We start from the raw sequence: 22,649 nt of genomic DNA on the forward strand, positions 1-22,649 counted from the left end.
GAAATCAACAACTTAGCGCGTTTGGTCAGTTTGATAAGCGGAGAGAGGGGGATTCGAACCCCCGGTACCTTGCGGTACACCGGTTTTCGAAACCGGCACAATCGGCCACTCTGCCACCTCTCCGGTTGAATCAATTATCTGACTTCATTTCTTAGTCTGTGTTTGACCTTCTTTATATAGACATCAGAGTCCAGCGTCAAATTCGAAGTTGATGGGAATTTGACTTTGCGATTCTTAATTCCCTGGTGTCGATTTCTGAAGCGGAAATGAAGCACCGTCAACTTTTTACTGGTCAGTGGCGTAGTAAACTTGGTGAGACTACGTTATTCAATACTGGTTACCGATCAAATCATGCATTGAACAGTTGGAAATATCAACGATTCCCGGCATCTTTCTTGCAGAGACCTTTCCGTCGGGATATGCTGGTATTTAAAAGATATCTTCTGTAAAGAAAGGTTCTCTCACATCTTTGGTTAAATTACCTCTCGCAGAAAATACCAATCTGTCAGCGAACATTTAGTAAACGAAGTAGGTATAATGTATGCCAAGGTGTGTCCATTCTGTATGGCTTCTTTCGATTACGTGATTTCGTGGGTATAACTCCTTTCTGTTACGATTTTGGTTCATTCGTTCATTAGCGATGGAATTTATAATATGCGTCTATTCCATTTTGTTTCGATCGTAAGTCTCTTTACGATTATGACTTTCGTTGCCCCCACGTATGCAGAAGAGCAGTACCTCGAATTCGTGCAGGGATTGCGGGACAAAAACTATCACGATACCGCTTTGGACTATTTGAAACAGATTGAGGCAGACAAAGAGACCCCCAAAGAAATTCGTGAGTTGATTCCCTTCGAACGCGCTATGACGCTGATGATGTTCTCGCGAACACAGAAGCTTCCCCAAGATCAGGAAGAGATACTGAATCAGGCACTGGCGCAACTCGAACTGTTCACAAAGCAAAGTCCCAGTCATACCAAAGCAGGAACGGCGAACACCGAACGCGGAAAAATTATTCTTGAGAAAGCCGAAGTCGAAATTCGCAAATCACAGACTTCTGATCAAGTCAAGAAAAAAGAGTCTCAGACAGCAGCTCGCAAGCTGGTGGCACAGGCACGGTCAATCTTTCAAAAAGCTTACAATCTGCACGAAAAAACCTGGAAATCATTTCCAGCGACATTCATTGATAAGCAGAAAGAACCGGAAAAGTACGCGGCCCGGGCCAGAGCAGAAATTCAATTCATGAGTGCCCAGCTCGATCTGGCACAATGTACTTACATCGAAGCACAAACCTATGACCCTGGCAGTGCCGACTTTAATCGCTTGCTCAAAAATGCGTCAGAAGAATATGCCAAAATACATGAACGCTATCGAAGTCAGGTAGGCGGACTGTATGCCCGTATGTGGCAGGGGAAATGTTTTGAGGAGCAAGGTGAACTGGGGCGGGCTCTGGGAATCTATAATGAACTGCTTGGCCATCCCGGAAAATCACAGCCGATTAAACAGTTAAAAGACAATATCTTGCAGTTTCGACTCATCTGTCTGAACGATGAAAAGAAAAAAGACTACCAACTGGTTATTAACGAAGCCGAACAGTGGTTGAGAGAAAATCGAGCGCGAAGTCGAACATCGATCGGTCAGGGAATTACCTGGGAACTTGCACTTGCTCAGGAATCGCTGGCGAATGTGGAGGGAACGAAAAAAAATGATCAGGAACGGATTCTGCGACAGGCGTTAACGAATGCCCGCTTTGTAAATGCGTTCCGGGGTAAGTATCGTGATGTTTCTCGTTTAATGGTAGGTCGCATCAATGCGAAGCTGCAGGGGAATTCCGGAGGAGATCCCCAAGATTTCGAAACTGCTTACGGATTGGGGCAGGACCGCGTCAAACAGACCAAAGCCTTGAAGGAAAAGGTCGCTGCTGCGAAGTCGCCTGCGGATAAAAAGAAAGCACAGGTCGAACTGAGTCAGTTTATGGAAGAAACCGCTCGCCTGCTGAAAATTGCTCTCAGACTCGCCGATGGGAAAACCGATCCTAAGGAACTCGATCACGCCCGATTTCTATTGTGTTATACCTATTATAATCTGAGACACAGTTACGAATGTGCGATTCTAGGTGAATACATTGCTAATCATCATCACAAAGATAGTGCCCAGATTGCGCTGGATGCGGCTTATCTGGCGTTGGCAGGTTATCTGCAGGCTTACAATGATGCGCCCCAGGAACAGCGTTATGTTGATAACCAGCACATGGAAACAATCTGCAATTTAATTGCTACCAAATGGCCCGATAGTGACCGTGCGAATGATGCACGAATTCAGCTGGGCAACATTTACAGCCAGACCGAACGGCCGGCAGAAGCAGCCAAATGGTATTCGCAAGTTCCGAAGACGGCACCTCAATATGTGGATGCACAAATCAGAGCAGGTCAGGCGTACTGGAATAGTTATCTGACTACAATGTCACGGCGTTCCGAAGCAAAACCGGAAGATGTGAATCAGTGGGAGAAACTTGCTGAAAAACACTTGCAGACAGGAATTACTGCGACGCAGAAATCAATTCCGCCCACTGCGAAGACTCCGGAAAATTTGACCGCGGCCAAAACATCGCTCGCACAGATCGCGCTCAATAAAGGCAACTATCAGGAAGCCATAGATATTCTGACAAAAGATCCTCATTCCGTATTGAAAGCCGTGCATATTGCCAAAGGCAAGAAACGGCCTGCGAAAGGGGTTCAGAGTAGTGAGTTCGCCAATTTGGTCTATCAACTCCAGTTGCGTGCTTATATTGGTCTGCAGCAAATCGATCTGGCCCGCAAAGCGATGAAACAACTGGAAGAGTCTGCATCGGGCTCGGGTGGCGAATCGATTACCGACATGTATCGCCAGTTGGGCGAAAAAATTACTGAAGAAATTGAGCGTTTGAAAGCCGCCGGTGATACCCAGCGTATCAACGATGTCCGTAAGTCGCTGGAAACCTTCCTGACCGATATCTTCAAACGTAAAGATCAGACATACGGTTCACTGGTCTGGATCGGTGAAACCTATTACGGAATGGGGCAAGGGGCCAGTGAGAATCCCGCCATCGCTCGAGGTTACTTTGATAAAGCAGCGGCCGCCTTTGAGGAAATTCAGAAACGTCAAGAAGCATCCGGTGATTTTATTCCGGGAAATTTCCAGGTTGGGATTACGTTGCGTTTGGTTAATTGCAAACGGCAGCAAGGCGAATTTGAAGAAGCTTTGAAACTGATAACGCCAGTGCTCAAAGAAAAAGACAAATCCCCTGAAGTACAGTTTGAAGCAGCTTCCATTTTACAGGACTGGGCCGGCAGTGGTCAGGGGGATTCACACAAAAAATATCTGGAAGCAATTAATGGTACGACTCTTGAAGGGGGTGCCCTGCTTCGAGGCTGGGCTTATCTGACCCGTCTGTTACAGACATCCGCGACTTCTTCGGGGCGTGATGATTTGAAGAAAATGTATTACGACGCTCAATTCAATAAAATTGAGTCTCGTCATAAATACGGAATTGCCGTCAATGATTCCAAAGAACTGGAAAAAGTAAAATACGAGACCAATGTGTTTGGTCAGATTAGTGTCGATTTACCAGACGATGTCTGGGAAAAGTTTAATCAACTGTATCGACAAATTCAGACCGACATGGGCGAAGATCCGGTTGATTTGGAACGGCGTAAGACTGCGACGGACACCGTGGTTGCAAATGGAGCAGGACAATTAAAAGCAGAAACACCCGCTAATACGCAGCAGAAAGTGGCACAGCAGTCAGCAGCTTCAGCACCGACACAAGGCGGTTCGAATACCATGATATATCTGGTCGTGATTGTGCTGGGAATTGGTGGCGCTGCTGCGTTTTATTTCTTCGGGTTGAAGCCTGGGAAAAAAGGACGTCCGTCGTATCAGCTTGCCTCAAACGTCACGATGCCTTCGGATATTTCTCCGCCACCAGCGCCAGCTCCTAAACCAAGTCGGTCGGAACCGGCAAAATCTGCGCTGCCGAACGTGGTTACCGATAAACCACGCACGAAAGTAGAACCTGAAAATGAAAAACGGAGAAAAGCACCAGAACAAAGTGACTCTGGCAAAGAAAAACGAAAATTAACACCCGAACAAATGGCAGCTCGCAAAGCTAAACTGGCACAGATGTCGCCGGAAGAAATTGCGGCCCGCAAAGCGGCGATTGCCAAGAAAAAAGCCGCACAGGCGAAACAGCAAAAACAGTCACGGCCTCGTCTGGATAGTGAATCCAAAGATGCCTGACTTCCTTCGGGCAGACAACCTAATCAATCTGTGATGAGACTAAATTATTGTTGAGGAGCAGTAAACTAATGAAACACCCGATCTGGTTAAGTTTGATCCTACTGGTAGGTTTACAAATTCTGACAGTTTCCCAACTTGAAGCCGCCGATACGGTTTATCAATATAACAGCACCAGCCCACAGCTAGGCGATGTCAAGGGATATACAAAAACGGAACTGACTTTGCAGCGAGGTGCAAAGAGTGTCAAAATTCCCGCGAATGAAGTTCAACGCGTTCGTTGGGAAGGTGAACCACCCCAATTGAATATTGCCCGGAATCAGGAACAGAACGGGAATTACGCTGCCGCCCTTGCAGAGTATAAGAAGGCACAGGCCAGTGGCAGTGCCAACCTCAAAAAAGACCTGCAGTTCATGATTGCCCGGGCTACGGCTAAAAGCGCACAGTCAAACGTGGCTGATTTGGACAATGCTATTAAGATGTTGACTGATTTCATCAAAGCCAATGGCGATCATTATCAGTTCTACGCGGCTACGAAATTGCTGGGTGAAGCCTATCTCGCTAAGAAAGATTACGCAGCTGCGAATAAAGAGTTCGGAACTTTGGAGCGTTCTCCCTGGAAAGGCACCCAGATGAACGCCAAAAATCTAAAAGCACGCGTTCTGTTGGCACAAGGAAACATTAAAGGGGCGCTAGCCGGCTTTGATGCGGTTGCCAAAATGGATGCCAAAGCACCAGAGGAGCAGGCCAGTAAACGTGCCGCTCAATTGGGAAGTGCTTTGTGCCTGGAAAAAGAAGGTAAACAGAAAGAAGCGATTACGGTTCTTGATCAAATTATTAAAGCAGCTGATCCCCAGCAAACCGCACTTCTGGCAGAAGCCTATTTACGCAAGGGGGACTGCTATCGAGAACTAGGGGAAGCCAAAGAAGCGTTGATTGCTTATCTGCACATTGATGTTCTATTCCCGTCGCAACCTGCCATTCATGCCGAAGCGTTATATCACTTATCCACATTATGGGGAAAAGTTCAGAAACCGGAACGCGGTGTCGAAGCCCGTGCTGTCCTGCAACAGCAATATCCTAATAGCGAATGGACACAAAAAGCCGCAGGAAGCTGAGAAATTGACGCGAATGTCAGATTGCTGGGCAGATTCGTTAAGTCTACCCTTTACAATACAATTTTGACCTATAAATAATAATGGTCACTTGAGAAAAGACTTCCCAGTCCGATAGCAAGAGATCCACGATTAACACTCCTTTCAGTAGACCGGAGACCACAACGATGATGATGGGGAATTCCTTGGACCGGAATCAGACTTCACTGGCTTATCGTAGCCTAAGTATATTATTACTTTGCGCAGTCGTTTTTACGCCACTTGGTTTGAACACAAATAGTTGGGCGTATCAGGATGAAGCTGCACCTGTGGCAGGCGAAGCACCGCCAGCCGGTGAAGCGCCAGCGGGTGAAGCGGCACCAGCGGGAGAGGCACCAGCAGCAGCGCCTGCTGGTAATGGCGCTGCCCCACCTGCAGCAACCGAAAGCTTTCTATCCTGGATGATCCGAGCCTCTGGTTTCTTTGGTTTGATCCTGCTCTTGATTTCATTTTTGATGGTTGCTCTGATCATGGCTAATGTACTCTCGATTCGTCGTGATAACCTGATGCCCCCCGAGCTGATTGGTGCTTTCGAAGAAAAGATCAACAATAAAGATTACCAGGGTGCCTACGAACTGGCAAAAAGTGATGATTCGTTTGTTGCCCGAGTTTTAGCAGCCGGACTGAGTAAGTTAAATCAAGGCTACGCTGAAGCGGTCGAAGGGATGCAGGAAGTCGGCGAAGATGAAAACATGGCCATGGAACACAAACTGAGCTATCTGGCGTTGATTGGTGCCATTGCTCCGATGATCGGGCTGATGGGAACTGTTTACGGTATGATTCTGAGCTTCCAGACCATTGCGAATTCCGCAACCTCTCCCAAGCCTTCAGAACTGGCAGATGGTATTTCCACTGCTTTGTTTACGACGCTGGAAGGTTTGACAGTCGCGATTCCTGCGATGATTTTCTACAGTCTTCTGCGAAACCGTGTTGCTCGTTTTTCACTGGAAGTCGGTATGATCAGCGAAAGTCTGATGAACCGATTCTCTGCGAGTAGCAAATAGTTTTAGAAACGATCAAACAGGTTTATTCTCTGTGAATGATGGAGAAGAACCTTGTTTGAGAGGAGAGTATTTCAATGAAAATCAAATCAAATAAAGCGGCGGTTGCTGACGTTGATATGACGCCGATGATTGATATCGTCTTTCAATTAATCGCGTTTTTCATGGTGATTACAAATTTTGAGCAGATCCAGGCGGATGAGCGTGTTAAGCTGCCTTCCGACTCGCTGGCAAAACCACCAGAAGTCAAGGCGGCTGATGAACTGGTTTTGAACATCGGTTTTGAACGTAATAAGGCAGGCGAAATTACCGACCCCGAAGCGTATATCTTTTATAACGGTGAAGCAATTCCGGTATTAAAATTCGGGCCGAAGTTTGAGCAGGAAGCACGTATTTACAAGCAGAAAAATCAGGATCCTAAAGATGTTCCTGTGATCCTAAGAGTCGATGCTCTCGTGAAAACGGGGCTGGTACAGGATCTGATAAAACTTGCTCAGAAAAGTGGTTTTACAAAGTTTGCCTTCAAGGCGACACAAAAGACACAATAGCGACGATTATTGAAACTCTCTGTAAACGTTACAGAGTTCATTATTGCAGGATAGAATCCTATGAAGTTACGCAGTTCAGGCCGAGAAGCAGAAAAAATCGAGCCCCAGATGGCACCGATGATTGATGTGGTTTTTCAGCTTTTGATCTTCTTTATGCTGACGTTGAATATTGTTGAACCGGAAGGGGATTTCAATGTCAACATGCCGATTACAGACAGTTCGAAACCTGCTGAAGACCCTCAGATCTTCCCCGATATCAAAGTCCGTCTGGTTGCCAATGAAGATGGTTCACTGAATACGATTCGTCTGGGGCAGGTGAATCTTGGGAATGGGCCGAATGTGTTTGCTGGCCTGAACCATGAGATCCTGAAGATCATCGGAAAACCCGGTAACCCGATTACCAAAGATATGGAAGTCGAACTCGAAGCCGATTACAACCTGCATTATGAATATACGCTGAAGGCCGTCAGTGCCTGTACTGGCCGACTCGATTCCTCGGGAAAACACATTATCCGCTACATTGAAAAGATCAAATTCGCGCCCCCCGTGGGTGGGGAGCCCGCCGGCAGTTAATTCGAAATCCAGATTCAAATAACAATGCTCACAGATCTTTACGACTGCGAGCATTTTTTATGGGTAAATGACTTTAGTGAGTCAGTTAGCTGAGATTACTTGAATTGTCGATTCACTGCAGATCATGAAACAGGTCCCATTTTTGCGGAACTATTCGGCTGCGTTCGACATCGAATGTATTAGTATGAAGAGTAGTCCTATGTCTAGTTTCTCTGGGGCAGGAGTGTTTCATTGCAGAAATACCAGTTGGTTTGTTGTCAAGTAAATCGGGATCCGGACTCAGTAGAAGCACTTATGCTATGACGCTCATTCCTGATTAAGTTCCAGAATCAGTTGATACCGAATCCTTTTCAGTGGCGGGACTAATTTGGTTTGGGTATAGTGAACGATGATTCCGATGCTCTACTTGGGTAAAGGTTTATAATAAAAGCTGAGAATTTCAACGTTAAAGTAACCGAGAAATGAATGCTGCAATGTGTTGTGTGTTTGGGAGATCACACAATGATTTTGTTGCTTCGGTACCTGTGAACGAGACTGCCGTTGAGAAGTTTATTTCGAAAATGAAGTTTTGGTGAAGGATATAGACGAGACCCTGATCTAAATCCAAATTTCTCTAACTGGTTGAATCGTATATAGGTTGAACAAAGATGGTTCTGGAATGAGCAGATGTCTCAATTTCCAGATCCGTTCATCAGGTAAGCTGGAATTTATCGTAGAGATTGATGCAGACAAACCTGATACGCCGATATCAAAATCATTCCCAAACTCTCTGGATGTCTGACACCCTTTTCCGGAGGACAGGAATGTTTCTGGATCATTTTCGAGCGAATCTGCCGAATATGAAGAACTGTTTTACGGTGAGTGTTAGCACAGAAGAGTCTATGGGAACAAATAACTAGAATTTTTCTTAGACTTAAAGTGACTCATTTACAATGTTGTTAATCAGTATCCGTGTGCTCTACGCATTTGTCTGCGCAGGAGCAATCGCCACCTATGTCAGTTCCAATCCGCCCAGCCCCGTAGATCAGTATCCTCTGATCTCATTCGTACTGTTAATGATCTTTACGCAGGGTGTCACCTGTATGGATCTTCTCATCAGTCGCAAGCGAATCGAAGTCATGTCAGCCATTTATTTTGGGCTGTTAGTCGGTGTGCTCCTTAGTTACCTGCTGATTCAGGCACTGACGCCTGTGATCTCCAAAACGCCTTGGGGAGAGGGGGTTGTGATGATTACCACGCTCACTTTGCCGTATCTCTGTATTTCCTTTCTACTGCAAACTAAAGATGATTTCCGATTTATCGTACCTTATGTTGAGTTTGCACGTGAACTAAAAGGGGGCCGTCCTCTGGTGCTCGATAGTAGCGCACTCATCGATGGTCGAATTGCCGATGTCGTCGAAACCAAAATTCTGGATTCCGAGATGGTCGTGCCTGACTTCATCCTGAAAGAAGTCCAGGATATTGCTGACAGCAGTGATAAAGTCCGGCGCGTTCGCGGTCGGCGCGGTCTGGATATTCTATCAACGTTACAGAATAATCCGATTGTTGATATCTCGATGTACGATGCCAAAGAGTCGGATAAAGAAAAAGGATTGACGGTTGACCAGCGACTGGTGGTTGCCGCCAAGAAGCTCGGCGGTAAAGTAGTCACAAACGACTTCAATCTCAATAAGGTTGCCAGCGTTCAGGGAGTTGATGTGATCAATCTGAACGATGTGGCTAACTCGTTAAAACCTCGCTATCTGCCTGGTGAGCATATTCAGTTGAAGATTATTAAAGAAGGGGAATCGCAGGCCCAAGGCGTCGGATATCTGGATGATGGGACGATGGTCGTCTGCGAACAGGCTAATCATCTGGTCGGTCGTGATGTCGATGCGGTTGTGACCAGTGTTCTCCAAAGTAGTGCAGGCCGTATGATATTTGGTCGGGTCACAGATAGCCGACAACTCTGATTACATCGTTCCCGGAATAAAACGGATTGCTGTTATGGATTCCCGGAAAACAAACCGCATTGGAATTGCCGTTGTCGAACACCAGCGGCAATTCCTGATTGGTGTTCGCCCTGCAGGTGCAGCTCTGGCAGGATGCCACGAATTTCCTGGGGGAAAATGTCAGGCAGAGGAGACGGCGGAAGCGTGTGCTGTCCGGGAGTGCTGGGAAGAGACTGGCCTGGAGGTCATCGCACTCAATGAAATACTCTACGAAGAACATTCGTATGATCATGCGGATGTAAAACTGCATTTCTGGTTATGCCGACCTAAACAGCGTGAGGCAGATCTCATTGCCCGCAATCTGCAGGGGTTTCACTGGTTTCCTGCAGAATCTCTAACGAAACTACAGTTTCCGGAAGCCAATGCGCGGCTCATCGAACTTCTCGTAAGTTCTTACACAGTCTCTTGATTGCGACTGGCATTGTATGTCGGTCCATTTGGTTGCGCACTTGTTCGATAACTAATATCAACCAACGTTGATTTAATTTGACTTCCTCAGAGAGTGGCCTAGACTTCATGAATGTTAAACTCAGCTCTTTTTCACTTCAAACAGAATGCATGAACAGGTTCTCTCAACATGGGTTATTCAATCGCTCAGTCGACCTCGAGTGACAATCAGGATGAACTGCTATCTTTGATTAATCGGAACTTTGAGAAAACCGATTCTCACTGGTTCGACTGGTCTCATCAGCAAAATCCGTTTGGCGAGAACTACTGTTGGTTAGCAAGAGAAAACGCAGCTGGACAACTGATTGGTTCTACTGGTCTGTTAACACGTCGCATGAATTATGATGGGGATTCCTTCTCTGTGGGACAGGCGGAAGCGATTAATATCGACAAAGAACATCGCTCTGCTCAGGCCGCGCTGAAACTGCAGCGTGCACTGATTTCCCATTTGCCAGAAACGGATTTCAATTTTGTATATGGCATGACCGATACGGCTTCAGCGGTCTTCAAACGTTGTCGCTATAAAGAAGTGGGTACGTTTCAGCACTGGGTCAAGCCGATTCGCTGTGAGTACAAATTCAAAGATCGAATCCGCTCTACTGTATTAAGAAAAAGTGCTTCGTCTGTTCTCGATCTGGCATTGCGTGCCTATTCGCTTGAGTCTCGTACTTTTTTGTCTCACCGTAACAAAGTAAATTTTGATGCACCCATCGATGAACGCTTTGAAACTCTCTTTAACGAAAACTCCCAAGGGACTGTGATGGTCGAACGGACGCGTGACTTTCTGGAATGGCGTTTTCGTCGTGAGCCCAGCACACGCTATCAGATTATGACTCTGGAAAGTCATGAACGGGAACTTTTGGGGTATATGGTTTACGTGTTGGGGGAGACAGGCCGCAGTGGTGATTATGCGGCTGGTATTCACGACTTCTATTACCGAGACCTGAAATCACTAAAACAAATGATGGCTGCGTTTTGCCACCATAGTCGACAGATTGGTCTGGAATCGATTGTGATCAACTATTTTGGTCGGGAAGAAGTTTCCAGTCTTTTCGCACGGTTTGGGTTCTTCCAACGACACTCAAATACAAAAGTCTTTGTATTTGCCAATCCTCAATTCCCGGAATTTAAACTTGAACCGGTTCTTGATCCTAAACGCTGGCATCTAACAAATGCTGAACTTCTCTCGTGAAGCAAGTTGCCTGCTTTCCTGCCGAACGCTTCTATTGAACCCCTTGATCCTGCCTCTTCTGCTCGCGCAAGATGATCTCAGCAGCCGACGCTGAGTTGGTATGAAACTCAGCCGTTGCCAACGTCGGGATTCCATATCCAAACCCTTTTAGCGGGTTGAACCAGATTTGCCGACCCGTATAGGGATCGAGGCAATAAGTGTAGCCATCGACGGAAACGAATAGCTGTTCATCGTCGACGAGAATCGAGACATAATTCGAACGGCCTTTGGGGGCTTTCCAGTTCCAGAGCAGCTTTCCCGTATCCCGATCCAAGGCAAGCACACGAGAGTTAAAACTGACGAACAGGAAGTCCGTAACCGAGCGTTGATCCGATGTTTGAGATCGACTGTCTGTAAAATCTGTATCGTCCAGATACCCGCCACTCATTCAAAGCTCCTTGGTATCGAGGACTAATCAATGGGGCGAATTATCGGTTTTGCAGCTGTTTTTTCTGTGGAAAGTTTAGCGGGACCCAGCGAAGGGTCGATCGCGACGGCGCGTTCGAAATCTTTCGCTGCTTTTTTCAGTTCCCCCTGTTTTTTGAATGATTTTGATCGCATCAGATATGCTTTAGCAACAATCTCATCAATGCGTTTGGCCCGTTCAAAATCTCGCAGAGCATGTTCCACATCCCCACGCTTCATAAAGGCATCTCCGCGAATAGAATACGCTTCTGGATTGGGTTGAATCGTAATCGCGCGAGAGCATTCCTGAATGCAGCGATCAAGTTTGTTTTCTTCCAGGTAAAGCGCACCGCGAATGTAATAGCCTTGCCCTGTTGTATCCTGGGTCAGTTCGACGATCTTTGCATAATCCTTCATAGCAGATTCACGCATCTCGGACTCCAGATAAAACTGAGCCCGCTTAAGGATCAATTCTGTGTCTTCCGGCGACTTGACAATCCGCTCGTTGATTGATGCCAGTTTTTGCAGCCAGACAATTTTTTCGGCATCCGCTTTTGCTTTTTTGGGTTGTTTCATTTTTTCGTAGGCCATCAGCCGCTGGCGATAGAATTTCAGCTTCTGCGGACTTAGTTCAATGGCCCGGGTAAAGTCGTCTGCTGCTTTGGCATACTCCTTTTGTTTCAACCATGCCAAACCACGATTGTCATAGGCATTCAGATATTTTGGGTCCAGTTTGATAACCTGGCTCAGGACCTCAAACGCTTTGTCCATTTCATTGAGATTCATCAAGGCAAATCCCAGATTGTTCATCGCATCCAAACTTTCGGGTTTGATCCGCAGTACCTGTTCAAAGTCAGAACGGGCCTCTTTCAGTTTACCCGATGTGGCGAATAGTAGTCCCCGGTTGTTGTATGCCTGATGGTCTTTTGGATTGAGTTCAATGGCGCGTGAAAAGTCCTGAATTGCCAGTTGACCGCCGCCTCGTGTCATGAAAAACAATGCACGCGTATAGAAAAACTGCGAATTCTTCGGGCTCATGTCGATGGCTTTGGTTAAATCGACGATCGCATTCGCGTCCTGCTTCAGATCAGCCCAGATACTACCCCGGTGAAAGTAGTATTTTGAGTCTTGGGGATTCAGGTTAATCGCAGACGTGAAAGACTGTGTCGAATCGATCAGCTTGCCTTGCTTCAGCAAATTCATTCCCTGATCAAAGAATTCCTCTGCTTTTTTGACTGTGGCTTCTGAGATCGGGGCCTGATTCGAAGCGACCTGTACCGCCGCTCCAGATTGAGGCTCGTTTTTTGTGGCTGTCTCAGATGTTTTGGCTGGATTCTGTTGTACAGCGGCTGCGGTTTGGCTTGGCTTAACTTCTTTCTGTGAAGATGGTTGCGATTCGGATCCACACCCATTAAACACACAGAAACCGATCAGCATCCCTGCAATCTGACGATTCATTTTTCTTCCACCTACTATATGTATCTGCTAATGTTGCATAAAATGCCATTAATTGCTCGACGGCTTGTAAATCGACATCGAAAATCTGTCAATCCCAATTGACTTTTGACTATTTTTTCATGAATGGACGTTAAGCCCGGGATTTCATACAATTCGTGAGTTCAAGAGCAGCAAGGAATTCATTTTATTCTAGAGGAACAAACAACTTGCAGTTACCAAGAAATCCAACCAGAGAAGTGAAGATTGGTGCAGTTGTCATTGGAAACGCACACCCGATTGCCGTGCAGAGTATGACGGCGACCAAAACCAGTAACATCGATGCGACAGTTGCCCAGATTCACTCGCTGGAGCAGGCTGGCGCCGATATCGTGCGGATCGCCGTCGACAATAAACGGGAAGCGGCGGCATTGATTGAGATCCGCAAACAGACGACCGTCCCTTTGACCGTCGACTTACAGGAGAACTATCGGCTGGCAGAAGTCATCGCGCCTTATGTAAACAAGCTGCGATATAATCCAGGGCACCTGTATCATCATGAACCGGAAAAACCCTGGCAGGAGAAAGTCCGCTTCATTGCTGAAGTCGCCAAAGCCAATGATTGTGCGATGCGTGTCGGCGTCAATTGCGGATCAGTTGATCCGGCAAAACTGGAAAAATATGATCCCAAGGATTCGATTTCTCCGATGCTGGAAAGCGCCTTGGATCATTGTGAATTTCTGGAATCAATTGACTTCACCCGTTTCTGTGTATCTCTTAAGGATTCCGATCCGGCGAAAGTCGTCGAAGTCAATATTCGCTTTGCAGCGCAACGTCCCGATATTCCACTCCATCTGGGAGTGACCGAAGCAGGCATGCCTCCTGATGGCGTCATCAAAACTCGAATGGCGTTCGAGCAGCTGGTCAGTAAAGGTATCGGGGATACCATTCGTGTCTCATTGACCGTTCCCAATGATCGCAAAGGGGAAGAGATTGAAGCCGGGCATACCATTCTAAATGATATCGCCGCAGGTCGAGTACGGACGGTTGTTGATTTTGCTCAGAAAGGCTTGAATATCATTAGTTGTCCCAGTTGTTCACGCGTCGAGAACGAAGTCTTTGTGGATCTGGCTGCTGATGTCAAAAAAATGACTGAGTATGCCAAGGACCATAAAATTACGATTGCCGTCATGGGGTGCCGGGTGAATGGCCCCGGCGAAACCGACGATGCTGACCTCGGACTCTGGTGTGGTCCCAATTATGTCAATCTGAAAAAAGGGAGCGAATCGCTGGGCCGTTACTCCTATGATGATATTCTACCGCGGCTGAAAGGCGAACTGGACTCCCTGATCGAACAGCTGTCGGCAAACGTCTAATCTCAGGCTGTTTTATACTCACTTATTTAGAGTTTTACTTTTATAAAGGCATGGATGTTTCGACATGGCCAACGCAAATTCTTCAATCGATCTGACCACGGCAACCATCCTGATTTTTGGCGCCTCAGGCGATTTAACGGCCCGCAAATTAATTCCCGCGTTGTATGATTTGTGGAGCGAAGGGTTCCTGTCAGCCGACCTGCCCATCATTGGTCTCGCACGCCGATCAAAAACGGATGAACAATTTCGTAATGAACAGCGTGATACGGTGGCACAATTTACCCGTACAGGAACTGTGACCGATGAAAAATGGGCTACATTTTCCAAGCGGTTGTTTTATCGTGAAGTCGATATCACTGATGAAAATGACCATGCGAAACTCAAATTCTCAATCGAAGCGGTAGAGCGGGAAACGCTCGGCGATATTGTTCCAAAGCGTGTCGCCTATCTGGCGACAGCGCCCTCGCTATTTTATCCCGCTGTCCAGGCATTATCCCGCGCACAGATGGTACCCCGTAATTCGGACGAAGAATGGCTACGGGTCGTCATTGAAAAACCGTTTGGCCACGATTTGGAATCGGCACAGCAGCTAAGCCAGCAGTTGAGTGAACTGTTAAGTGAAGATCAGATTTATCGTATCGACCACTATCTGGGAAAAGAAACGGTTCAAAATATTCTGTTATTTCGGTTGAGTAATTCGATCTTTGAGCCGTTGTTAAATCGAAATCACGTTGATCACATTCAGATTACGGTGGCAGAATCTCAGGGAATCGAACACGGGCGAGGTGGCTATTACGACCGTTCAGGCGCACTGCGGGATGTATTACAAAATCACGTGCTCCAGTTATTGTGTTTAATTGCCATGGAACCTCCCGCGCTGTTCAGTGGCGAGGAAATCCGCGACGAGAAATTAAAAGTATTGAAAACACTGACACCCGGGACTAAAGGCCCTGTTTCTGAATGGGCGGTCGCCGGCCAGTATACGGCGGGGCAATCGTTCGGCCAAGCAGTTCCCGGATACAGGGAGGAAGAGCGTGTACCGGCCGACTCTCGTCGGGAAACCTTTGTGGCAATGGAAGTCAAGGTAGAGAACTGGCGTTGGGAAGGTGTGCCGTTTTACCTGCGGACAGGAAAACGATTGCCTGAGCGGGTGAGTGAAATCGCCATTCAGTTTAAGCATCCTCCGATGAATCTATTTACAACTGTCGAGTGCGACGGCGATATCTGCTCGCTGGTGGAACGCAAACCGAATGAATTGATATTCCGGATTCAGCCCAAAGAATCGATTTCCATGAAGTTCTCGACAAAACGGCCCGGCATGCAGTATCAGATCCAGCCAGTGACCATGGATTTTGCGTTTGAGGATGCCTACCATAAAAGCCTGCCCGAAGCATATGAGCGGTTGCTAATGGATGTGCTGCGCGGCGATTCGACTTTGTTTACTCGTAGTGATGAACTGGAAGCAGCCTGGAAGTTTGTAACACCTGTGTTGGAAGAGTGGGAAAAAGCAGACCACACTCCCGAGCCGTATTATGCCGGCACCTGGGGACCCGCGGGTGCGATTGCACTATTGAATAAAACAAAGCGACGTTGGCGCACGCCTGCGACCAGTAAAAAAGAATAAAGCAGGTCGGCGCGAAGTATTGTTGGTCTTATGGCTTCTCGTCTTGCTTTTGAAACCGCTGCAGAAATCGCTTTAGTGGTTTGTGAACCAGCAGGAATAAGGTAATTCCCAGCAGGCCACCCAGAGTATCAGCCACCCAGTCGTCGAGACTTGGTTGACGTTTCAGAACTGGTATTCCCTGCAGTAATTCATCCAGCATGCCGAACAGGCTGACCCCCACAAATACGGCGAGTAGCCGTTTGGGAGTCAGCTTTTCCCATTTAAGAGAGAGCCACCAAGTCAGCAGAAAGGAAAGCCCCGCATAAGCAATAAAGTGCAGAGGCACATCGGTCCCTTGTGGGAGCGTTCCCTTTTTCAACGGGATATGAGTTGCGGTAAACAGCAGAACCCAATACAGAATGAGTCCGATGCGGATCAGTGCTTGATAACGATTCATAACATCCCTGAAGTTCCGTTTTCTCTCTATTCCTGACCAGTCTGAAAGCTGAACGGATCACACGTCAACACTTAAACCGGGTAAGGCGATTCCAGACGGGCTGCCGGGTGTGATTCCAGATAACTGGCGATACGATCTTTGCGGGAAATTGCTTCCGGAATAAAGTCGATGGCCTGTTCCAGACGGTCATTCGGTTCTGCGCAACTGAAGCGTAAAAATCCGCGGCCCGCGTCTCCAAAACATTCACCGCCCAGGCAGGCGATCCCGAAATCATCGTCGGCACCTTCCAGCAGATACATCGCCAAGCCATGGCTGGTGATACCCAGATCGTTGCAGACGGGAGCCACATTCACAAACACGTAAAACGTGGCATGTGGATCAAGGGCATGGAAATTCTCGATCGAATTTAATTTGTTCGTCAGCAGAACCACTTTTTCGCGGAATTTCAGCATGACTTCATCGCGTTCTTTCGAATCGTTATTGAGGGCCGCCGCACCCGCCAGCTGAACCAGGGGGGGAGTACAGGAAAGCGTGGTGTTGACCATTTTCCCGATAGAAGTTGCAACCGCTTTTGAAGCAACGCAGAAACCCAGACGCCAGCCACTCATACTGTAGGATTTACTGAAGGTATAAGCGGAGACACATTGATCAATCATGCCAGGTTGTGCGAGGATCGAATGGTGTTTTCCCTGCCAGACCATGTGGCAGTAGGGTTCGTCGCTGAAGACGGCAATATTTTTGCCACGAATCAGATCCGCGATGGCTTTCAGATCGGACTCGGCAATGACGCCTCCTGTAGGGTTGTGAGGCGAGTTCAAAAAGATTGCTTTGGGAGAGGGATCTTCTGCCAGAAATTTCTCAATGTCAGCAAGGTTGGGGCTGAAATTTTTTTCCTGTTTGAGATCGGACAGCACCATGCGTGCGCCGCGGCGTTCGATGTTGGGCAGATAAGTCGGGAAATAGGGACTGAAAACCAGCACGCCATCACCGGGATTCAAAAAAGCTTCACAGAAGAACTGCTCGAATACTTTGGCGCCGGGACCAACCACAATGTTTTCGGGCTTTGCGTCTACCTGAAATTCACGCGAAACAAAGTCGGCAGCCGCTTTACGGAACTCGGGAATTCCCGGCGAAGCACAATAGTGGGACTGATTATTTTGAATGGCTTCAATACCGGTGGATTTTGCGGAAGCAGTGCTGTCAAACGGACTGTCTCCCACTTCGAGCTCGACAACATCTTTGCCTTCTGCTTTGAGTTGTTTGGCAACGGCCAGGACGCTGAATGCTGTTTCGACGGTAAGAGACTGAGCAAAATCGCTTAATGATAGAGCCACGAAGGAATCCCCTTTGATGTTTAAGTTTTCTGGATGCACACTCGATGTAAACTACTTTATAAGGGCGTTCCCGTTTTTGAAACGGGACCAGCCCTCTTTCTATAAAACACTCTTTATTTCGTTGAAATGGCCTGTGCCAGCGGACGCAGCACCTGTTCTATGACATACTCTTGCATCAGTTGATCGGATTTCGTTTTTAGGTCCAGCAGCGTGTCTTCCAGTTTGGTGTCTGCTGAAAGGCTGCCATATTGCCTTAGTGTAAAGAATACGGAAATCTGCTCATCCGGATAATCGTCGCGTCGGACCTGATAGGCGTTTGTGCGCGTTTCAATGTGCAGTCGCGCCTGGCATCGGCAGGAATCGTCCAGACTGAGTGTGATCGAAGGCTCGTAATTCAGTGCCTGGGAGTTAGGGATCTGCAGCAGGCTGTCGATGGCCTGATTTGCTCCCAGTGCTTCCGCAACCAGCGCGTCGTGATTTCCACGATAAGCAAAATCGAAGCCAACGATATAATCCAGAGCTTCACAGTCAAGCGGACTGACGGAGAGCATGTAAGGCACAAGTTCCAGCATCAGTTGGTGCTGCGATAAACAGTCGTCCGGATCTTTGGGATTTGAATACCCGCTGCAGACACGCTGTGATTCGAGTGACATCCAGCGCTGTTGTCCGACTTCTTCCTTGTCTTCTTCCAGAATGAAACCACTTTCACCCCGGTTATAAAAGTTCCGCATGGTGGGAAACGATTTTTGCACCCGTTCAAAAAAATTCAGAACGGTATCCCGCGAGGAAGGCAGGGTCATTTCGGTACATAAATTGAGATTTGTAAAATAATCATCTGACAGCATACTGTATTCGTGCATAATCGCTCTATTATCTTGTAACCTGGTCTATACAAATCCTAAAATGGATTGCCGTTTATTATTCGTTTCGAGTCAAAGCCATTCTATCGGAGAGTTTCAGATGGGTCAAAGAACTGTCTCTGTTCCCAAAAGTGTTGCAGCAACAGAACATAAAACCACTTCTGGTGCCAGCCCTCCGGCTAAATTGTCCATTTTTTCCTCGGAAATCGGCTGGTGTGGGTTATTGGGGACGGACAACCGGGTGGAACGGCTCTGTATGGGACATCCGTCGGAAGACGAGGTTCAGCTAACAATCCGGCAACTCTATTCAGACGACCATGCCGGTATTGTCGATGAAATTGAAGAGGTGAACTGGTATCCGGAATTATGCGCGCGGCTGCAGAATTATTTTCAAGGGGCGAATGTGGACTTCCAGGATGTGGAACTGAGTCTCCCCCGGTTGACCGCATTCCAGACCCGCGTTATCGGCGCGCTGAAACAGATCGGTTATGGAAAACAGATTACGTATGGTGAGCTGGCAGCCAAAGCAGGCGCGCCACGTGCTGCCCGTGCTGTAGGAACTGTGATGTCGTCTAATCGGATTCCGGTCTTGATTCCCTGTCATCGAGTGATCGCCTCTGGGGGCAAGCTGGGTGGCTTCTCTGCACCTCAGGGGACATCACTCAAGCAGCATCTGTTAACAATGGAATCAGAGGCACAACAGTAACGCACAGAGCGCATTCCGTGATGTCACGCATGAGGATCGATTTCGCTTCTCAAGCAGACTTGCGCGACGTTGATTCAGAAACGGTTGTGTTTGCTTGTGGTTGCTGTGGAACCGAACGGTTGTTTTTCTGTGATTTCTGTTGCTCAAGTATGGTTTGTTCAAACAGAAAAATGCGTTGGCCCAGCCGATCAATACGACGGCTCACTGAAGTCGAAGTGTGTTCCATGCCAGCGGAGACGAGCGTAATTACACCAAGAAACAGCAGCATTTGTCCGGCAGTGCTGATCAGCCAGCCTGTGGAAACATAGTTTGCAGGTCCACCATAATATCCCCACAGAACGAGGGTCGTTCCAATGGTCAGGACAGCAACACCACCATAGGCCATTAATTGACCAACGAGCCCCAGCCAGTTCGGGCTCTGATCATCTTCTTCAATTAGATCCTGAATGTCGCGGTAATCTGAACGAAGTTGAGGAAAGGATGGCTGTTGAAAAGTAACCGAATCTTCGTCTTCGAGTGAATCGTGATTCATTGTTTCCTCTATTGGGTCAGAGGATTGCCCGTAAATATCAACGGGTACGGATTCGGGAGGTGGCAGGGGTTTCTCAAACTGCGGTTCTACCTCTTGTTTTAGAGAGGGTTGTGGAACCGGCTCTGGATTGCGTTTTTCCGGCTGATCAACCGGCTGATCAAACAGAGAGGTGGCAACATGGGGCCGGGTTTCTGGTTTGGTGAGCGGTCCATACGGGTCCAGAACTTCGCGGTTTGACCAGCGGGCCAGCAATTCGCGGGCTTCTTTGGTCTTATCACTAATTCGCGCAGCAGACGTCGTTCCCAGGTCATTACCACAGATCGCGCAATGAACTCGTTTTGAATCGGTAGAAACTTCTGCAGCCACATCGGACTGGCAACTTGTGCACCACATAAGGCACCTGGTTTTTTATAACTGGATAGTTAGAGAGGACTTGGGAAATGTCTGGAAGTGTTTTCGTTTTGGAGAGAGGCTGAGATTATCAATACTTGGCCATTTGATGCAATACCGGTTTGCGCGAACTTGGCATCACAAGCCGGGCCTTTGGTTTGAGAGAAGAAATGAAAAAAAGAGTGGGACTGTGAAATACACCACAGATTGAGATCAGCAACGCAGCAATACTTGGTGCATGAATGATGAGAAACGAACTAGCGTCGATCAACCCGATATCAGTTCGGTCTTTTGAATCATGTGGAGAATGGCCCGATCCCAAACCATCAAACCCAAGTTATTTTTTGAGGAGAAGTCGATGAAATTGATCCGATTCGTATTGAGCACCGCCTTGCTGGCATCCCTTGTTGTATTCAGCCAGGGACTTGATGCCAAAGAAAACCAGAAGTCGAAACAAGCCACTGTCGCACTCGATGGGCATTGTGCCGTCTGCCTGGTCAAAAGTAATAAAGTCGTCAAAGGAGATGCAAAGCATTCCGTTGTCTATGACGGCCAGACTTACCTGTTCCCTTCAGAGAATGTCAAAAACATGTTTGTTGCTAACCCGGCAAAGTATGTTCCTGCGTTGAACGGTGATTGCTCTGTCTGTTTTGCCCATCATGACGGCGTGCGGAACCCTGGCAAGATTGATCATGTCAGTTTTTATCAGGGACGAGCGTTCCTGTTTCCAAATTCCCAGATCAAATCCATCTTCGATCAATCGCCCCAGAAATACGCCGACGTCGATCTGGCCTGTGACGGAAAATGCATCGTGTGCAAAATTGATGGCGGAAAAAATGTTCCCGGAAAACCGGAATTCACTGCGATCTACAAAGGCATGCGGTATCAGTTCCCCAGTGCAGCTGTGATGCAGAAATTTCAGGATAACCCTGCGAAGTACGTTGGCCAAAAGTCGGAAAATCAGAGTACAAGCAGCACCACTGCTGCTGCCTCTCAACTGGTTTCCATCAAGGGAACTACCGGTTGTGCCGCCTGTGAATATGGCGTGCACCCCAAAAAAGATCCGAACACGTTAGGGTTGGCTGTGAAAAGTGAAGATGGCAAGATTTATGTAATTGAAGGTGCCCATGATTCACACCCTGCTCTTTACAAAAAACGTTTTGAGAGTTTGAAAATCAGTGTGAAAGGCAAACAAATCGCACAACAAGGCAAGTTTATCTGGCTTGAACCGCAGTCGATTGAAAAGCTTCAATAGAGCCTGCAAAAAAATCAGCCTGACACTTTGAACGTGCCAGGCTGATTGATTGATTTACACCTGGCAGCAATTTAGTTCCTCTCCCTTCCAACCTAAGTTGAGGAATGCTGTCAGGTGTTTGTGTGTTACTTCTGCAGCAGATAGTGGGAAGGATTGGAAGAAAATCGATCCCGCTCTGAGGCAGATGAGAAGAACACCAGCTTTTCCCGATAGACACCACCTGCATGTGGATCGCCTTCCACAGACTGATTTTGATCGAGTTGTGAAACACGGCAGTGCCCTTCAAAGGCAGGCCAATAGCGATCCGGATTAGAATCGAATTTCTGCTTGTGTTCCACTGAGGTAAAGCAGATTTTACGGCCATTATAGTCAGACGAAATTTTAGGCAGCCCTTCGACCAACAGTTGGTCATCCAACATACTGACCAGACAAATGCCTTTAAATGCAAATTCCGCAGTGACCTTTTTCTGGCTCATCTTTTTGATCGGTTGTTTCGAACGAAGCGGTGCTTCCTGTTCGTGGTTCGCCAGGCAGATTTTATTAAGATGCCCTTCCAGCTCTGGAGCGGCGACATAGCCCGAAATCTTTTTTACGATCTTCAGTTGCGGAGTGATAATGGCGGTTGTGGGCAACCCGGCGACGCCGATGGCTTCCACCAGCTCGGCATTCTGATCGGCGTCGACGCGAATCGGAATGAAGCAGGAATTAACGTGTTTGATTACTTTCGGATCTTTGTAAGTCTCTTTTTCCATTTTATGACAAAACCCACACCAGGTAGCGCCAATTTGAATCAGCATGGCTTTATTTTCAGCCCGTGCCTGCTGGGCAGCCTGTTTCAAATTGGTTTGCCAATGGATTTCCTCTCCCTGAACGTATGAGGAGAGTGATTGAATGAAAATCAAACTGAGTGAGAAAACAAGATAGTGTTTGGCACGCATAATAATCCCTTATGAAATTGACCCAAAAGTCTTGCACGCTTTACATATCGGTCCGTTTTGATGCTATGTTCAGTTTGCAGGAATATTCTGGTTCATATTTTTGTAATTGATTTGAGGCTTGGAACGATTAGGAAAAACA

The 22,649-nt window shown here is 47.4% G+C and carries 19 protein-coding genes and 1 tRNA gene; 12 read left to right on the top strand and 8 right to left on the bottom strand.

Features of this window, described 5'->3' with window-relative positions; genetic code table 11:
• Positions 1-38: 38 nt before the first annotated feature.
• Positions 39-123 (bottom strand) — tRNA-Ser (locus AAC022_RS25950).
• Between the two features lie 531 nt (positions 124-654).
• On the opposite strand from AAC022_RS25950, the gene AAC022_RS25955 reads away from it, so the two are divergent.
• From AAC022_RS25955 to AAC022_RS25990, 8 genes are all read left to right on the top strand, one after another.
• Positions 655-4,278: a hypothetical protein gene (locus AAC022_RS25955; protein WP_339736008.1), complete on the top strand. Its 3,624-nt coding sequence runs from the start codon at positions 655-657 to the stop codon at positions 4,276-4,278.
• A gap of 68 nt (positions 4,279-4,346) precedes the next feature.
• Entirely contained in the window at positions 4,347-5,393 is a 1,047-nt protein-coding gene (locus AAC022_RS25960; protein WP_339736010.1) for a tetratricopeptide repeat protein, read from the top strand.
• A gap of 164 nt (positions 5,394-5,557) precedes the next feature.
• Positions 5,558-6,433, top strand: a complete 876-nt coding sequence (locus AAC022_RS25965; protein ID WP_339736012.1) for a MotA/TolQ/ExbB proton channel family protein — start codon at positions 5,558-5,560, stop codon at positions 6,431-6,433.
• 74 nt (positions 6,434-6,507) lie between these two features.
• A complete protein-coding gene (locus AAC022_RS25970) occupies positions 6,508-6,978 on the top strand; it encodes a biopolymer transporter ExbD (protein ID WP_339736014.1) in 471 nt (156 codons plus the stop codon).
• A 60-nt stretch (positions 6,979-7,038) separates the two neighbouring features.
• Entirely contained in the window at positions 7,039-7,551 is a 513-nt protein-coding gene (locus AAC022_RS25975) for a biopolymer transporter ExbD (protein WP_339736016.1), read from the top strand.
• Positions 7,552-8,483: 932 nt separating this feature from the next.
• The gene (locus AAC022_RS25980; protein WP_339736019.1) at positions 8,484-9,503 is read left to right on the top strand and encodes a PIN domain-containing protein; all 1,020 of its coding nucleotides are present in this window, start codon (positions 8,484-8,486) and stop codon (positions 9,501-9,503) included.
• A gap of 34 nt (positions 9,504-9,537) precedes the next feature.
• On the top strand, positions 9,538-9,951 hold the full coding sequence (locus tag AAC022_RS25985; protein WP_339736021.1) for an NUDIX domain-containing protein: 414 nt from the start codon (positions 9,538-9,540) through the stop codon (positions 9,949-9,951).
• A gap of 168 nt (positions 9,952-10,119) precedes the next feature.
• Positions 10,120-11,181, top strand: a complete 1,062-nt coding sequence (locus AAC022_RS25990; RefSeq protein ID WP_339736023.1) for a GNAT family N-acetyltransferase — start codon at positions 10,120-10,122, stop codon at positions 11,179-11,181.
• Between the two features lie 31 nt (positions 11,182-11,212).
• Here the strand turns inward: AAC022_RS25990 and AAC022_RS25995 are convergent, their stop codons facing one another.
• Both AAC022_RS25995 and AAC022_RS26000 read right to left on the bottom strand, forming a co-directional pair.
• Positions 11,213-11,608: a PQQ-binding-like beta-propeller repeat protein gene (locus AAC022_RS25995; RefSeq protein WP_339736025.1), complete on the bottom strand. Its 396-nt coding sequence runs from the start codon at positions 11,606-11,608 to the stop codon at positions 11,213-11,215.
• Between the two features lie 23 nt (positions 11,609-11,631).
• The gene (locus AAC022_RS26000) at positions 11,632-13,083 is read right to left on the bottom strand and encodes a tetratricopeptide repeat protein (RefSeq protein WP_339736027.1); all 1,452 of its coding nucleotides are present in this window, start codon (positions 13,081-13,083) and stop codon (positions 11,632-11,634) included.
• A 206-nt stretch (positions 13,084-13,289) separates the two neighbouring features.
• On the opposite strand from AAC022_RS26000, the gene ispG reads away from it, so the two are divergent.
• Both ispG and zwf read left to right on the top strand, forming a co-directional pair.
• Positions 13,290-14,435, top strand: coding sequence for a (E)-4-hydroxy-3-methylbut-2-enyl-diphosphate synthase (gene ispG / locus AAC022_RS26005; RefSeq protein ID WP_339736029.1), 1,146 nt, complete (start codon positions 13,290-13,292; stop codon positions 14,433-14,435).
• A gap of 64 nt (positions 14,436-14,499) precedes the next feature.
• Positions 14,500-16,059, top strand: a complete 1,560-nt coding sequence (gene zwf, locus AAC022_RS26010) for a glucose-6-phosphate dehydrogenase (protein WP_339736031.1) — start codon at positions 14,500-14,502, stop codon at positions 16,057-16,059.
• Between the two features lie 28 nt (positions 16,060-16,087).
• Here zwf and AAC022_RS26015 read toward each other — a convergent pair whose 3' ends face one another.
• The 3 genes from AAC022_RS26015 to AAC022_RS26025 form a co-directional block, all read right to left on the bottom strand.
• Entirely contained in the window at positions 16,088-16,495 is a 408-nt protein-coding gene (locus AAC022_RS26015) for a VanZ family protein (protein WP_339736033.1), read from the bottom strand.
• Between the two features lie 71 nt (positions 16,496-16,566).
• Positions 16,567-17,829: an aminotransferase class I/II-fold pyridoxal phosphate-dependent enzyme gene (locus AAC022_RS26020; RefSeq protein WP_339736035.1), complete on the bottom strand. Its 1,263-nt coding sequence runs from the start codon at positions 17,827-17,829 to the stop codon at positions 16,567-16,569.
• A gap of 113 nt (positions 17,830-17,942) precedes the next feature.
• The gene (locus tag AAC022_RS26025) at positions 17,943-18,689 is read right to left on the bottom strand and encodes a hypothetical protein (protein WP_339736037.1); all 747 of its coding nucleotides are present in this window, start codon (positions 18,687-18,689) and stop codon (positions 17,943-17,945) included.
• Positions 18,690-18,789: 100 nt separating this feature from the next.
• Here AAC022_RS26025 and AAC022_RS26030 point away from each other — a divergent pair, with 100 nt between their 5' ends.
• Positions 18,790-19,395, top strand: a complete 606-nt coding sequence (locus AAC022_RS26030) for a methylated-DNA--[protein]-cysteine S-methyltransferase (protein WP_339736039.1) — start codon at positions 18,790-18,792, stop codon at positions 19,393-19,395.
• A 49-nt stretch (positions 19,396-19,444) separates the two neighbouring features.
• Here AAC022_RS26030 and AAC022_RS26035 read toward each other — a convergent pair whose 3' ends face one another.
• A complete protein-coding gene (locus AAC022_RS26035; RefSeq protein WP_339736041.1) occupies positions 19,445-20,320 on the bottom strand; it encodes a hypothetical protein in 876 nt (291 codons plus the stop codon).
• Between the two features lie 355 nt (positions 20,321-20,675).
• Between AAC022_RS26035 and AAC022_RS26040 the strand changes: the two genes are divergently transcribed.
• Positions 20,676-21,572 (top strand): YHS domain-containing protein, encoded by an 897-nt coding sequence (locus AAC022_RS26040; protein WP_339736043.1) that lies wholly within the window; start codon positions 20,676-20,678, stop codon positions 21,570-21,572.
• Between the two features lie 125 nt (positions 21,573-21,697).
• Here AAC022_RS26040 and AAC022_RS26045 read toward each other — a convergent pair whose 3' ends face one another.
• Positions 21,698-22,510 (bottom strand): DUF255 domain-containing protein, encoded by an 813-nt coding sequence (locus AAC022_RS26045; protein WP_339736045.1) that lies wholly within the window; start codon positions 22,508-22,510, stop codon positions 21,698-21,700.
• Positions 22,511-22,649 lie beyond the last annotated feature (139 nt).

This window comes from uncultured Gimesia sp. (genome assembly GCF_963976445.1).
GTDB lineage: Bacteria > Planctomycetota > Planctomycetia > Planctomycetales > Planctomycetaceae > Gimesia.